General features: G+C 63.0%; 14 protein-coding genes. 6 read left to right on the forward strand and 8 right to left on the reverse strand.

Annotation, left to right across the window (positions count from 1 at the left end; all coding sequences use genetic code 11):
* Window positions 1-73 precede the first annotated feature (73 nt).
* Window positions 74-2,413 (forward strand): membrane-bound PQQ-dependent dehydrogenase, glucose/quinate/shikimate family, encoded by a 2,340-nt coding sequence (locus ACS4RS_RS01460; protein WP_439009028.1) that lies wholly within the window; start codon window positions 74-76, stop codon window positions 2,411-2,413.
* 473 nt (window positions 2,414-2,886) lie between these two features.
* On the opposite strand, the gene bla is transcribed toward ACS4RS_RS01460, so the two are convergent.
* The 3 genes from bla to dmeR form a co-directional block, all read right to left on the reverse strand.
* Window positions 2,887-3,777: a class A beta-lactamase gene (gene bla / locus ACS4RS_RS01465; RefSeq protein WP_439009027.1), complete on the reverse strand. Its 891-nt coding sequence runs from the start codon at window positions 3,775-3,777 to the stop codon at window positions 2,887-2,889.
* Window positions 3,778-3,925: 148 nt separating this feature from the next.
* Complete coding sequence (gene dmeF, locus ACS4RS_RS01470; protein ID WP_449313848.1) at window positions 3,926-4,924, reverse strand: CDF family Co(II)/Ni(II) efflux transporter DmeF; 999 nt, start codon at window positions 4,922-4,924, stop codon at window positions 3,926-3,928.
* Between the two features lie 23 nt (window positions 4,925-4,947).
* The gene (gene dmeR / locus ACS4RS_RS01475) at window positions 4,948-5,220 is read right to left on the reverse strand and encodes a Ni(II)/Co(II)-sensing transcriptional repressor DmeR (protein ID WP_003587785.1); all 273 of its coding nucleotides are present in this window, start codon (window positions 5,218-5,220) and stop codon (window positions 4,948-4,950) included.
* Between the two features lie 259 nt (window positions 5,221-5,479).
* On the opposite strand from dmeR, the gene ACS4RS_RS01480 reads away from it, so the two are divergent.
* A complete protein-coding gene (locus tag ACS4RS_RS01480; protein ID WP_439009025.1) occupies window positions 5,480-5,974 on the forward strand; it encodes a GNAT family N-acetyltransferase in 495 nt (164 codons plus the stop codon).
* A 61-nt stretch (window positions 5,975-6,035) separates the two neighbouring features.
* On the opposite strand, the gene ACS4RS_RS01485 is transcribed toward ACS4RS_RS01480, so the two are convergent.
* The 3 genes from ACS4RS_RS01485 to ACS4RS_RS01495 all read right to left on the reverse strand — a co-directional run bounded on the left by ACS4RS_RS01485 (window position 6,036) and on the right by ACS4RS_RS01495 (window position 8,382).
* The gene (locus ACS4RS_RS01485; protein ID WP_439009024.1) at window positions 6,036-6,950 is read right to left on the reverse strand and encodes a c-type cytochrome; all 915 of its coding nucleotides are present in this window, start codon (window positions 6,948-6,950) and stop codon (window positions 6,036-6,038) included.
* A gap of 219 nt (window positions 6,951-7,169) precedes the next feature.
* Window positions 7,170-7,610 (reverse strand): cytochrome c, encoded by a 441-nt coding sequence (locus ACS4RS_RS01490; protein ID WP_439009023.1) that lies wholly within the window; start codon window positions 7,608-7,610, stop codon window positions 7,170-7,172.
* 136 nt (window positions 7,611-7,746) lie between these two features.
* Entirely contained in the window at window positions 7,747-8,382 is a 636-nt protein-coding gene (locus ACS4RS_RS01495; RefSeq protein ID WP_439009022.1) for a LysE family transporter, read from the reverse strand.
* Between the two features lie 130 nt (window positions 8,383-8,512).
* Between ACS4RS_RS01495 and ACS4RS_RS01500 the strand changes: the two genes are divergently transcribed.
* Window positions 8,513-9,205: an HTH domain-containing protein gene (locus tag ACS4RS_RS01500; RefSeq protein ID WP_439009021.1), complete on the forward strand. Its 693-nt coding sequence runs from the start codon at window positions 8,513-8,515 to the stop codon at window positions 9,203-9,205.
* 201 nt (window positions 9,206-9,406) lie between these two features.
* On the opposite strand, the gene ACS4RS_RS01505 is transcribed toward ACS4RS_RS01500, so the two are convergent.
* Window positions 9,407-10,252, reverse strand: coding sequence for a metallophosphoesterase (locus ACS4RS_RS01505; RefSeq protein ID WP_439009020.1), 846 nt, complete (start codon window positions 10,250-10,252; stop codon window positions 9,407-9,409).
* Between the two features lie 135 nt (window positions 10,253-10,387).
* Window positions 10,388-10,990, reverse strand: coding sequence for a superoxide dismutase (locus ACS4RS_RS01510; RefSeq protein ID WP_003569477.1), 603 nt, complete (start codon window positions 10,988-10,990; stop codon window positions 10,388-10,390).
* A 212-nt stretch (window positions 10,991-11,202) separates the two neighbouring features.
* On the opposite strand from ACS4RS_RS01510, the gene ACS4RS_RS01515 reads away from it, so the two are divergent.
* From ACS4RS_RS01515 to ACS4RS_RS01525, 3 genes are all read left to right on the forward strand, one after another.
* Entirely contained in the window at window positions 11,203-11,529 is a 327-nt protein-coding gene (locus ACS4RS_RS01515; RefSeq protein WP_439009019.1) for a hypothetical protein, read from the forward strand.
* A gap of 109 nt (window positions 11,530-11,638) precedes the next feature.
* Window positions 11,639-12,292 carry a methyltransferase domain-containing protein gene (locus tag ACS4RS_RS01520; RefSeq protein WP_439009018.1) on the forward strand — a complete coding sequence of 218 codons (654 nt, stop codon included), beginning with the start codon at window positions 11,639-11,641 and terminating at the stop codon, window positions 12,290-12,292.
* 57 nt (window positions 12,293-12,349) lie between these two features.
* Window positions 12,350-13,081 (forward strand): TSUP family transporter, encoded by a 732-nt coding sequence (locus ACS4RS_RS01525; RefSeq protein ID WP_439009017.1) that lies wholly within the window; start codon window positions 12,350-12,352, stop codon window positions 13,079-13,081.
* Window positions 13,082-13,090 lie beyond the last annotated feature (9 nt).

Here is a 13,090-nt window from a genome sequence, read left to right on the forward strand (position 1 = left end):
GCGCTATCTGGCTGATCGGCGGAGCTTTTCCGCCGCATCTTCATCCGGCGAACCTCAGCGGGAGACAGCCCATATGGCGATCGTCGTCACCTCCATCCTCTTCATCATCATCGGGCTTGCGCTCGGCGGCGGCGGGCTCTGGCTCGTGACGCTCGGCGGCAGCGTCTTCTACCTGTTCGCCGGGCTGATGTTCCTGATCACCGCCGGGCTGCTTTTGATGCGCAAGGCGGTGGCGCTCTGGGTCTATGCGGTGCTCGTCGTGGCAGCACTCGCCTGGGCGATCTGGGAGGTGGGTTTCGACTGGTGGCAGCTCGGCCCGCGCGGCGGCATGATCATCCTGCTCGGGCTCTGGCTGCTGACGCCCTGGATCCGCCGGCCGCTCGGCTTTCGCAGCCCGACGGGCATCACCTATGGCGCCAATCCCTGGCCGCTCGCCGTGCCCGTCATTCTCGCCATCGTCGTCGCGCTCTATTCGATGACGACGGATCCGCACGATCTTGCCGGCGAACTGCCGAAGGATGCGATCGCCGCCAATCCCGCCTTCGGCGGCAACGTGCCGGATGGCGAATGGCACCAATATGGCCGCACGCCGTTCGGCCAGCGCTATTCGCCGCTCGACCAGATCACGACCGAGAACGTCTCCACCCTCAAGGAGGCCTGGCGATACCAGACCGGCGACGTCAAGCGGCCGGACGATGTCGGCGAGACGACCTATCAGGTGACGCCGCTCAAGGTGAAGGACACGCTCTATCTCTGTACGCCGCACAACTGGGCGATCGCCCTCGACGCCAAGACCGGCAAGGAGAAATGGAAATACGACGCCAACTCCGGCATGAACCCCGACCGCCAGCACCAGACCTGCCGCGGCGTCACCTATTATGCCGATCCGGATGTCGCCGCCGGCCAGCCCTGTGCCGAGCGCGTCTACCTGCCGACCTCCGATGCGCGGCTGATCGCGCTCGATGCCGCGGACGGCAAGGTCTGCACCGGTTTTGCCGACAACGGCGTGCTGCACCTAGAAACCGGCATGCGCTACAATCCGGCCGGTTATTATTACTCCACCTCGCCGCCAGTCGCGGTGGCGGGCAAGATCATCGTCGGCGGGGCGGTGAACGATAATTATTCCACCAAGGAGCAATCCGGCGTCATCCGCGCCTTCGACATCAAGACCGGCGCGCTGATCTGGAACTGGGATTCCGGCAATCCCGACGTGACAACGCCGCTGGCCGCAGGTCAGACCTATACGACCAACTCGCCGAACAGCTGGTCGGTCTTCAGCGTCGACGAGGCGCTCGGCATGGTCTACATCCCGCTCGGCAACCAGGTGCCCGACCAACTCGGCATCAACCGCAGCGACAATGTCGAGAAATTCTCCTCCTCGATCGTCGCGCTGGATATCGCCAGCGGCCAGCTGCGCTGGGTGCGCCAGACCGTCCATCACGATCTCTGGGACATGGATGTGCCAGCCCAGCCGGCGCTGATCGATCTGACCAAGCCGGACGGCACCGTAGTTCCCGCCCTCATCGGCCCGACCAAGCAGGGCGATCTCTACGTGCTCGATCGGCGCAGCGGCGAGCCGATCATCCCGGTCAAGGAAATCGCAGCACCCACCGGCGCGGTTTCCGGCGATCATACCGCGCCGACCCAGCCGATCTCCGATCTCACCTTCTCGCCGGAGCCGCTGAAGGAAAAGGACATGTGGGGCGTGTCGCTGTTCGACCAGCTCGCCTGCCGCATCGATTTCCACCGCTACCGATATGAGGGCCGTTACACACCGCCGTCGCTTGTCGGCACGATCGTCTATCCCGGCAATTTCGGCACCTTCAACTGGGGCAGCGTGGCTGTCGATCCGGAGCGGCAGATCATGTTCGGCATGCCGACCTATCTCGCCTTCACCTCGCGCCTGGTGCCGGCCGCCGATATTCCGCCGAGAGGCCAGGACGAGAAGGGCAGCGAACAGGGGCTCAACCGCAATGACGGCGCACCCTACGGCGTCTTCATGGGGCCGTTCCTCGGGCTCTTGAAAATCCCCTGCCAGGCACCGCCATGGGGCTATGTCGCCGGCGTCGATCTGCGCACCGGCAAGATCGCCTATATGCACAAGAACGGCACTGTGCGCGACATGACGCCGCTGCCACTGCCCTTCAAGGTCGGCGTGCCCGGCATCGGCGGACCGATGCTGACCAAGGGCGGCGTCGCCTTCCTCGGCGCAGCGGTCGACAACTATCTGCGCGCCTACGACGTGACGAACGGGCAAGAACTCTGGCAAGCGCGGCTTCCGGCCGGCGGCCAGGCGACGCCGATGACCTATACGACAAGCGACAACAAACAATATGTCGTCATGGTCGCCGGCGGCCACGGCTCTGTGGGTACCAAGCCTGGGGATTATGTGATTGCTTATACGCTGCCGTGATGGGGAGGTTGCCATCTCAACGCAGTGCTTTTGGCCGTGGGTCCTCGGGTCAAGCCCGGGGACGACGGAGAGTTGGGTAGCCTGTGTGGCAAGGACCGTAAGTGAGCGGTGATTTTGTTGGAGTTGCCGCCTATTTTTTACGCGATCCCAACGCAAAATCGCTGGGGCATTTTGCTGGAATTTCTCCAGGTGATCTCGCCTCCTGCCGCATACACTTCCCACCCTCCGTCGTCCTCGGGCTTGACTCGAGTACGACGGAGGGTGGGGAAACCTATTAGGCAAGAGGCGAGAGTAAAGACCCCTCCCTACAAGGGGGAGGGACTAACCTGGGGCAACGTCCTGCCACCACAAATACGGCACTACATGCTGCATCGATACGAATGAAATGCGACGGGCGCCACACGGCAGCCGCTCCCCCTTGTGGGCAGGGGTTTTCACGCGCGGACCGGACAGGCGCCGGCATCCTCCCCGATTCACACCATTTCGACAATCATCCGCCCCACCTCGGCAAAGACCGGGTTAAGCTCCTTCACCGGCGCGGTCGCCTCGGCGATATAGACGGCAGCGACGATTGGGCCGCGGTTGGGGGGCCAGATGACGGCGATGTCGCCGAGGGAGCCGTTCGGGCCGGTGCCGGTCTTGTCGCCGACTTTCCACTCCGCCGGCAGGCCGGCTCTCAGCCGCTCGCCGCCGGTCGTGCTTGCCACCAGCCAGGCGATCAGCCTGTCCGAGGAGGCTTCGCTCAAGACCGAGCCGAGCGTCAGGTTGCCGAGCGTGTCGAGCATCGCATCCGGTGTCGTCGTGTCGCGCGGATCGTCCTTCCTGCCCTCGTTCAGCGTCGGTTCGGTGCGGTCGAGACGGGTGGTGCCGTCGCCGATCGAGCGCAGCCAGTCGGTCAACCCCGCCGGGCCGCCAAAACTTTCGAGCAGCAAGTTGCCGGCGGTGTTGTCGCTGACCGTCACCGCCGCCTCGCAGAGTTCTGTGATGGTCATGCCGTCGGCATCGGCGTGTTTTTCGCTGAGCGGCGAATAGTCGACAAGCTTGTCCTTGCCGTAAGTCACCCGCCGGTCGAGGCTCTCCTCGCCCTTGTCGGCGCGGGCAAGCACGAAGCCGGCGGCCAGCGCCTTGAAGGTGCTGCACATCGGAAATGCCTCGCTGCCGCGATAGTTGAAGGAAATGCTCGTCTCAGTGTCGAGCACCGAGACGCCGAGACGGCCGCCGGTGCGTTTTTCCAGCGCCGCAAGACGCTTCTCGACGTTGTCGTCGTCCTCGCCGGCCTTGTCCTCGGCATGGGCGGGCAGGCCCAAAACAGGCAGGCAGAACGCCCAGCCTATGAGCATGCGGCGGGTAAGACTGAGATCCATGACATCCTCCGGCGGTGAGGAGAACAGAGCTAAGACGCGATTGCGGCGGCATCTCGTCCCCGCGGCAACCTTGTTGCCGCCGAGCGACTTCGTCGTCCGCCGAGCGAGTAATTCGGCCGCCGAGCAACCTTGTTGTCCGCCGCGGCGACTATGCCGCTCGCCACGTAACCTCGACGGTCACATGCGACAATTCCGTCAGCGCCGAAAGCCTGCCCTTGTAGAAGGCCGGCTCGCGCGGTGCGGAGGTGACGACGGCGACGATGGCGGCGTGATGGCCAGGGCCGACCTGCCAGATATGCAGATCGGTGATCCGGTCTTCCTCAGTCTCGATCGCGTGGCGGATTTCCGCCGGCAGCGTCCCGCCGTGCGGGACGACGTCGAGAAGGACACCGCCCGAGGATCTCATCAGGCTCCAGGACCAGTTGGCGATAACCAGACCGCCGACGATGCCCATGATCGGGTCGAGCCAGAGCCAGCCATAGAGGCTGCCGAGCGTCAGCGCCGCGATGGCAAGCACAGAAGTCATGGCATCGGCGATGACATGCAGATAGGCGGCGCGGAGATTGTTGTCGCCTGGCTTTGGGTGATGATTATGGGCGTGATCAGCATGACCGTGATGGGCATGATCGCCATGATGGTGGTGATCATGGTGACCATGCGCGTGATGGCTATGCGCGTGGCCGCCGGCAAGCAGCCAGGCGCTGACGAGATTGACGGCAAGGCCGATCACCGCGACCGCGATCGCCTGGGCAAAGCCGATCGGCACCGGATTTGAAAGGCGCAGCCAGCTTTCCCAGGCCATCAGCAAAGCGATCAGGGCAAGAATGATGGCGCTGGCGAAGCCGGCGAGATCACCGAGCTTGCCGGTGCCGAAGGTGAAACGCGGATTGCGCGCCTGCTTGCGGGCAAAGAGATAGGCGAGCGCCGAAATCGCAAGCGCGCTGGCATGGGTCGACATATGCCAGCCATCGGCGACCAGCGCCATCGAGCCATAGGCGGTGCCGGCGGCGATTTCCGCCACCATCATCACCGCCGTCAGCACGATCACCAGCCAGATGCGCCGCTCGTTCACCGCATGGTCGGCGCCGAGGAAGATATGATCATGTTCCAGCGCGCTTGCTCCAGCATTCTCGATCCCGGTACTCATTACAGGCTCCTTCGTCACGGCACTCAGCGGATATAGGTTCGCAAGACTTCCGATATTTCCTCGACCGCCTCGGCCCTTGCGGCGTCGTCCTCGGCATTCAGCACGTGTTCGCGCAGATGATCGTCCAGCACCTCGCCGGTCAGCCCGGTCAGGGCGCCGCGGACGGAAGCGAGCAGCTGCAGGATTTCGCCGCAGGGGCGCTCGGCCTCCAGCGCCCGCTCGACGGCCTCCATCTGCCCCTTCAGACGGCTGACGCGGGCGATGAGTTTCTTTTTCTGCAGGGTGGTGTGAGACATGGGCCTCATATAGCATAGGGGGTATACTATTAAAAGGGAAAAAGGGATCGATGCCGATCTGCGGCGATCAGCCATTGACAAAGGCGGCATTTGCGACGATTGATGCGCCATGATCAAAAACGCGCACCAGAGCCGCTCGTATTTTTGGCTGTACCTGTAAAGGGCGGCTGGACAGATCATATTGTCAACAAGCCGCCGTCAGGCGGCTTTGTTGTATCGGCAGCGTCCTGACGGCAGACTATCAAAGGACGCGAAGACCATGACCGAAATCGAAGACAGCGAAATTTCTCTGATGCGCCCTTCTGTGGTGACGATCCGCGCTGCCAAGCCCCGCGACCTGCCCGAACTCAATTCGATGATTGCGCTCTTGGCCGCCCATCACGGCGATGCTGCGCTAACCACGCCGGAGCAATTGGAGCGCGACCTGTTCGGCTCGCTGCCATGGATCACAGCACTGGTCGCCGAAACCAGCGAAGGGTTGATCGGCTACGCCATTCTCGTGCCGCTCTACAGGGCGCAGGAGGGAAAACGCGGCATGGATCTGCACCACCTCTTCGTGCGCGACGGCCATCGCGGCCACGGCACCGGTCAACTGCTGGTCGACCGCGCCCGCGAGACCGCGCGCAAGGCCGGCTGCGGCTACCTCTCCGTCAGCGCCGCCACCGGAAACGTGCTGGCGCACCGCTTCTACGAACAGCTGGATTTCACCCCGCGGCCGGTCACCGGCATGCGCTACATGCAGTCGATCGCTTGAGCTGCGGGCTCTTTCGCATGTCGTTGCCGCAAAACCGCTGTACACTTTTGCGCGACATGCTTTAGCGCCCCGGCACCGCCTTCAGATAGGCGGCGATCGCCTCGCGGTCGGTGGCCGGCAGATGGGCAATGTTCTGCTGCACATCGACCATCGAGCCGCCGACGCTATCGAAATCGGGCGTGAAGCCGGTTTCGAGATAGCTGGCGATATCGGCCTCGCTCCAGCCGCCGACGCTTTTGGAGGCCGGCGTGATATCGGGTATGCGGCCCTTGCCTTCCGGATTGGGGGCGCCGGCGAGCCACTGGTCTGCTCGGAAGCCACCGAGCGCATCCCGCGGTGTGTGGCATTCGCCGCAATGACCGGGGCCTTCGACCAGATATTGCCCGCGCTTGATTTTGTCATCGCTCTTGGCGAGCGCAACACGCGGCTGATCGTTGAAATAGAGGAATTTCCAGCCGCCTAGCGCCAGCCGGATATCGTAGGGGAACGGCAGCTCGTGCGGAGGCGCGACCTTGGCGCTCTTCGGCAGCGTCTTCAGGAAAGCGAAAAGATCGTTGACGTCCTTGTCGCTCATGCGCGCATAGGAACCATAGGGAAAGGACGGGTAGAGATGCTGACCATCCGGGCCGACGCCGCGCTTCATCGCGTTGCCGAACTCGGCGAGCGTCCAGCCGCCGATGCCGGCCTTTTCATCGGGCGAGATGTTCGGCACGTGGAAGGTGCCGAAAGGGCTCTTCAGCGCCAGACCGCCTGACAGCGTCAGCCTGGCGTCGCCTTCGGAACCGGGGGCTGCATGACAGCTGACACAGCCGCCCGCCCAGAACACCGTCTGACCGTTTGCCGCATCCGGCGCGCCGAGACCGGCCCAATGGCTTTCCGGCAGCGGATCGGGTGCGGTGACGCCATAGAAGGCGCCGCCACCGAGGACGGCAACGCCAATCAGACAGAGCAATAACCGGATGAACCTGCGGACCATGCGCCGCCTCCCCTCTTGCCGATGTTTCCGCAGTCGGTCCCACATAAGGCGATCCGTGCCGGCAGCAAGCCGGGCACGGATCGCGCATCCAGAGCATTCCGTTTCCCGCGCGTCACGCGGAAGCAAGCCGCGCACCTTTGCTGGAATTGCTGTCGTTTGTTTGGGCAATTCCGGAAGCAGGCCGCTGCACACTTTTGCTGGAATTGCTCAGTCGGCCTATCACTCCTTGATACGATAGGCCTTGTGACAGCCGCCGCAATTGGCGCCGAGCGTATTGACCGTGGCGCCAACGGCTGCGGCATCGGCCGGAAGCTGAGCGAGCGCAGTTTCGGCGTCAGTGGATAGCTTTGCGGCGCGCGCCTTGAAGTCATCCATGTTTTCCCAGACCTTCGGGCTGACCTCAGCATCGTTCATATCGCTGCCCGGCTTGAACTGATCGGGGAAGACCTTGGCAGTCGTGGCAATCGTCGTCAGCGCCGCCTTCACAGCCTCGGCATCATAAGGCTTGGTGCCCTTGGCGATGGCGGCGAGCGCACCGGCCGAACCGCCGATCTGCTTCATCAGCGCAATGCGCGAATCATGGGTCCCATCAGCGGCGGTCACCGAACCGAACGCGATGCCAGCCATTGCTGCGGCGGCAGCTACTGCTTTCCAATTCATGTATTCCTCTCCATATTCTTGAGGCCAAGGCGGCCGACGGCCAATCTGCACTGGAAGCATGACAAAATCCATGGCGAGAAGTGGTCACGTTTTGCCGGATCGCCATAAAAACAACGTGATACGCTGCGGCGACGGCTCAGGCGCTTTTCCAGCCCTGCCAGAGGCTGAAGGCGGAGACCGCAACCAAGAGCAACCCGGCGAAGCGGCCGACAAAGGCCGTGACGTCAGGATTGGCGACAAGCAGGTCGCGGCTGCGGCCGGCCGTCATCGCCAGCGTGCCGTAGATGGCGAACTGGGTGGCAACCGTCATGGCGCCCATGATCAGGCCCTGCAGCCAGACCGGGCCGTATTCCGGTCTCAGGAACTGCGGATAGACGGCGAACATGAAGATATAGGCCTTCGGATTGACGAGACAGGTGACGGCGCCCTGGCGGAAGGCCCGCCAGCCGGAGCGCGCTGTGCCCGGCCCGACCGCCTCGACGGTGATCGAACTGCGGATCAGCGAAATGCCGATCCAGATCATGTAGGCGACGCCGGCAAAGAGCAGAACGTTGAAAAGCTGCGGCAGCATGGTGACGAGCAGACCGACGCCGGCCGCGCCATAGGCCGAATGCACGGCGCCGCCGGCCATGATGCCGCCTGTTGCCGCCAGCCCCCGCCTGACGCCGCCGGTCAGCGAATTGGCGAGCACGAAGAGCATATCCATGCCCGGCACGATGATGATGCCGAAGAGAAGGGTGAAGAAAAGCCAGAGGTTTTCGTGGTAGTTCATGTCAGTTACCGCCTTGTCGGTGCATGGGCCGTTTTGAAAGACCCTGATTGATTTCAATTCGATAGGCGGCTCTATACGCAAACCCAACTGACAGTGTATTGTCAGGAGCCTAAGGGATGGGAGAGGCAAAATGCGCAAGGCCTCGCGGCTTTTCGAGATCATTCAGATCCTGAGGCTCGCCAGAAAGCCGATGACGGCGGCTGTCATGGCCGAGACGCTCGAGGTGACCGTGCGCTCGATCTATCGCGACATCGCCGCCCTTCAGGCGATGCGGGTGCCGATCGAGGGCGGGCGCGGCATCGGTTACATCATGCGGCCGGGCTTCGACCTGCCGCCGCTGATGTTCTCGATCGAGGAGATGGAAGCGATCGTGCTGTCGCTGGCGCTGCTCGAACGCACCGCCGACGAGGAGCTGAAACAGGCCGCCCGCCGGGTCAACCGGAAAATATCGGGCGCTGTGCCGGCGCCGCTCCGCCAGGCGATGGACAGCAAGGCGCTTTATGCCTGGGGCTCGACCGCGCAGCCGGCGGGCTTCGATCTGGCGATCGTGCGCCGGGCGATCCGCGACGAATGCAAGCTCATGCTCGGCTACCGCGACGAGCTCGGCCGCGCCACGGAACGGACGATCCAACCGATCGCGCTGATCTACTATTCGCAGACCGCCAATATCGTCGCCTGGTGCGAACTGCGCCAGGCCATCCGCAATTTCCGCAGCGACCGGGTGGAGCACTGCGCGGCAAGCGACCAGTTCTTCAAGGGCGACGGCGACAGGCTGCGGGAATTGTGGACGAGCGGCTGGACGGAAAAGGCTGTGCCGGTGTGAAATATGACGCCAGAGATCGCCGTCTGCCCCTCATCCGCCTGCCGGCACCTTCTCCCCGCTTGCGGGGCGAAGGGGTATAGCGCGACCTCTCTGTCCCTCGCCAACAATCTCGCAGGGCACGTTCCCTCGCACCGTTTACGGGGAGAGGGTTAGGGTGAGGGGCAGCTATCCGCATGAACCGGGCGTGCAAACCGTCCCAGCCTAATAAACCAGCGTCCGGCTCTCTTCGCGACCGAAGCCACGGATTTCGATGCGGTCGGGGTGGAGTTCGACGATGGCGAAGGCGTTTTCGGTTTCGGTGTCGACCACGCCCTTGAAATTGACGAAGTGGCAGGCGCCGGCCTTGCCGTAATTGCCGACGTGGTTGTGGCCGTTGAGATAGGCGACGACATTGTCGTGCGCGGCGAGCAGCGCGACGACGCGGTCGCAGTCCCACATGTCGTGCTCGCCGGCGGGATAGACCGGATAGTGATTCATGACGATCACCTTCTCGCCGGCCGCTGCAGCGCTTGCGATTTCATCGGCGAGCCAGGCGAACTGCTCGTCGCTCAGCGCGCCGTTCCACGGATGGGCGTTTCTTTCGCCCCTCGCCTGCAGTTCAGCCAGCATCTTTGCCGCAAGGGCGCGATGCGGATGGCCTTCGGGCGGCGCGAAGGTGCTGACCTCGTTGCCGTCGAGCACCACGAAACGCCAGCCGTGGCGGCGGAAGCTGTAATAGGGCGACGGCATGCCGAGGCGCGCGGGGATTTCGGAGAGATGGCCCGAAGAGACCGAGAAGTCGTGATTGCCGAGCAGGAAGAGCGCCTCGTGCCGCAGCTTCTCGTAGGCCGGCAGGATGTCGTCGAAGCTTTTGAAGCTGCGGTCGATGACATCGCCAAGCGTCATGACGAAGCTCAATTCCTCGCCGTTGAAGACCTCGATCGCCTCGGCGAGTTTGGCGAGGCTGTTGGCGTAATAGCGGTCCATGGCCGCATGCGGAGGGATTGCCGCATATTGCGGGTCGGCGATGATGCCGAAGCGGAACAGGGGAAGAGCGGAGGAAGCCATGGAGCGTGATTAGGAGCGGCCGGTGACAGGGATGTGACGGCTTGCCGTCGAAACTAAACACCCGGCGTTTGTGGCGCCGGGTGCTGAACTGAAAAGCAGAGACATCGCCGCCCATGGCGGCGAGTCTGGTGCTGCTTACTTCGTGGCTTCTTCGTAGCGCTCCAGGACGTAATCCCAGTTGATCAGGCTATCGACGAAGGCCTCGAGGTATTTCGGGCGGGCATTGCGATAGTCGATGTAATAGGAGTGTTCCCAGACGTCGACGCCGAGGATCGGGGTGGCGCCGTGGACGAGCGGGTTTTCGCCGTTCGGGGTCTTGGAGATTTCGAGCTTGCCGTTCTTGACGGAAACCCAAGCCCAGCCGGAGCCGAACTGAGTGGCGCCGGCATTGGCGAAATCGGCCTTGAACTTATCGTAGCCGCCGAGATCGGAGGCGAAAGCCGCTTCCAGCTTGCCCGGCAGCTTGTTGCCGCCGCCACCCTTCTTCATCCACTTCCAGAAATGGATGTGGTTGTAGTGCTGAGCAGCGTTGTTGAAGAGGCCGGCATTGGTGCCGAAGGACTTCTTCACGACATCTTCGAGCGACAGATCCGAAAGACCGGCTTCGGCGGCGAGCTTGTTGCCGTTGTCGACATAGGCCTTATGGTGCTTGTCGTGGTGAAACTCCAGCGTTTCCTTGGACATGAAGGGAGCAAGCGCTTCGTAATCATAGGGAAGTTCAGGCAATTCGAAAGCCATGTCAGATCTCCTCTTGGCAATAGATTGCGTCATCGGCAGGTGTGGCGGAACATAGGAGGGGAAAGGGGAGAGGCAACCAGCGAAATGTCAAAAAACGATCCGTCGAAGGAAAATTTGCCTCAGTTGCAGAGTTGGAATCAGGCGCGCAAATCGTTTGGGATGCCCGCCTCGAAAACCGTTTCCCCGGCGATTCACTGCAACGGAGACCCGAGATGAACAGGAATATAATCCCGCTTCTGGCCATGGCAGCATTTCCCCTGCTTTCCGGTACGGTGCATGCCTCTTCGGACGATGCCTGGAAACAGCTGGCAGCCGACGTCGAGGCCAAGTGCAAGAAGGCGGCGGTCGCGCTCGAAAGACCTGCCGCCAGCGTCGATCCCTTCGGCACCATCCGTTATGGGCTGGCTTTGGTGACGGGCAAGCCGAAGGGCGCCAAGGGGCTGGTCGCCCAGATCTGCGTCTACGACAAGCAGAAGAAAACCGTGGAGATCGGCAGCGAACTGGATGCCAAACAGCTTGGCCTCACGCCGCCAAGATAGGCTGTGTCGACACAGTCCTCTCTCGGCGAATCTGTGCCTTCGGTCACGTTTCGAAGGGAACCGGACGCTACTCTTAGGAGTTGAAGTCTGGGCCTTAGGGAGGTGCGGGATGTCAGAGCTTCGCGGCGGGGCGGAAGATCAGCAAAAAATCTATCAGCGCTGGGCGCCGGTTTATGACCGCGTCTATCGCGGCATCCTCAGCGACGCCCACCGCAAACTGGCGGCGCTCGCCGCCGCGGCAGGCACCGATATTCTGGAAGTCGGCGTCGGCACCGGCCTGACGCTCAGGCACTATCCCAACCGCTGCCGGGTGACCGGCATCGACATTTCCGAACACATGATCGCCCGGGCGCGCGAAAAGGTGCGCCGCGAGAAGCTGCAGCATATCAGCGCGCTCGAGGTGATGGATGCGCATGCGCTGCGCTTTGCCGACCGGTGTTTCGATGCGGTCTGCCTGCCCTTCGTCATCACGCTGATTCCCGAGCCCGAGCGGGCGCTCGACGAATGCGCCCGGGTGCTGCGGCCGGGCGGCGAAATCATCCTGGCCAGCAAGCTCGGCGACGGCGCCGGCCTGCAGGGCGCGATCGAAGCGGCGGTGGCGCCGCTGGTGCGTCACATCGGCTGGTCCTCCGCCTTCCGCATCCACCGCATCCTCGCCTGGGCCGAGCGGCGCGGCGATTTTTCCGCTGCCGAGATCCTGCCGGTCTTTCCGAACGGCTTTTTCAAGATCGTCCGGCTGAAACAGCGCGGACTTTCCGCCTGAATTAAAAATTTTTCCGCATCGCGGAGCCTGATGCTACCGTTCGCCTGAGGGGACCGCATGACATCGGATATCTTCTTCTTCATCGTGGTGGGCTTCAGTGCGCAGATTGTCGATGGCGCACTCGGCATGGCCTTCGGCGTGCTGTCGACGACGAGTCTTCTGGCCTTCGGAGTGCCGGCGGCCAATGCCAGCGCCATGACGCATGTGGCTGAGATGTTCACCACGGCCGCATCCGGCATTTCGCATGCCTATCATCGCAATGTCGACTGGCGTCTGGTGGCGCGGCTCGCGCCGGCCGGCATGATCGGCGGCGCGCTCGGCGCCTACCTGCTGGCCAATATCGATGGCAAGGTGATCGCGCCCTTCGTGTCGGCTTATCTGATCGCGATCGGCCTGTTGATTCTCTACAAGGCCTTTCGGCCGCCGGCCAAGCGCGAGGTGCATGACTGGGCCGTGCCGCCAGTCGGCTTTTGCGGCGGTGTTCTCGATGCGATCGGCGGCGGCGGATGGGGCCCCGTCGTCACCAGCACTCTGGTCGGCCGCGGCCACGACCTGAAGCGGGTGATCGGCTCGACCAATTTCACCGAATTTACGGTGACGCTGACGATTTCGCTGACCTTCATCCTGACGCTCGGCTGGTCGGAGCTCAATTCGGCGATCGGCCTGATCATCGGCGGCGTCATCGCGGCCCCCTTCGGTGCGATCCTCGTCAAGCGGATGCCGGTGCGGGCGCTGATGGTGGCGGTCTCGATGGTCATTATCGTGACATCGGCAATACGGATCCTCTAAAGCGCCTGG

Source organism: Rhizobium sp. F40D2, from assembly GCF_051810745.2.
In the GTDB taxonomy this organism is placed as follows: Bacteria; Pseudomonadota; Alphaproteobacteria; order Rhizobiales; family Rhizobiaceae; genus Rhizobium.

Excerpts from the sequence above, each read along its gene's own strand:
- ACS4RS_RS01460 (WP_439009028.1), top strand. The coding sequence starts at position 74 with ATGGCGATCGTCGTCACCTCCATCCTCTTCATCATCATCGGGCTTGCG.
- bla (WP_439009027.1), bottom strand. The coding sequence starts at position 3,777 with ATGGATCTCAGTCTTACCCGCCGCATGCTCATAGGCTGGGCGTTCTGC.
- dmeF (WP_449313848.1), bottom strand. The coding sequence starts at position 4,924 with ATGAGTACCGGGATCGAGAATGCTGGAGCAAGCGCGCTGGAACATGAT.
- dmeR (WP_003587785.1), bottom strand. The coding sequence starts at position 5,220 with ATGTCTCACACCACCCTGCAGAAAAAGAAACTCATCGCCCGCGTCAGC.
- ACS4RS_RS01480 (WP_439009025.1), top strand. The coding sequence starts at position 5,480 with ATGACCGAAATCGAAGACAGCGAAATTTCTCTGATGCGCCCTTCTGTG.
- ACS4RS_RS01485 (WP_439009024.1), bottom strand. The coding sequence starts at position 6,950 with ATGGTCCGCAGGTTCATCCGGTTATTGCTCTGTCTGATTGGCGTTGCC.
- ACS4RS_RS01490 (WP_439009023.1), bottom strand. The coding sequence starts at position 7,610 with ATGAATTGGAAAGCAGTAGCTGCCGCCGCAGCAATGGCTGGCATCGCG.
- ACS4RS_RS01495 (WP_439009022.1), bottom strand. The coding sequence starts at position 8,382 with ATGAACTACCACGAAAACCTCTGGCTTTTCTTCACCCTTCTCTTCGGC.
- ACS4RS_RS01500 (WP_439009021.1), top strand. The coding sequence starts at position 8,513 with ATGCGCAAGGCCTCGCGGCTTTTCGAGATCATTCAGATCCTGAGGCTC.
- ACS4RS_RS01505 (WP_439009020.1), bottom strand. The coding sequence starts at position 10,252 with ATGGCTTCCTCCGCTCTTCCCCTGTTCCGCTTCGGCATCATCGCCGAC.
- ACS4RS_RS01510 (WP_003569477.1), bottom strand. The coding sequence starts at position 10,990 with ATGGCTTTCGAATTGCCTGAACTTCCCTATGATTACGAAGCGCTTGCT.
- ACS4RS_RS01515 (WP_439009019.1), top strand. The coding sequence starts at position 11,203 with ATGAACAGGAATATAATCCCGCTTCTGGCCATGGCAGCATTTCCCCTG.
- ACS4RS_RS01520 (WP_439009018.1), top strand. The coding sequence starts at position 11,639 with ATGTCAGAGCTTCGCGGCGGGGCGGAAGATCAGCAAAAAATCTATCAG.
- ACS4RS_RS01525 (WP_439009017.1), top strand. The coding sequence starts at position 12,350 with ATGACATCGGATATCTTCTTCTTCATCGTGGTGGGCTTCAGTGCGCAG.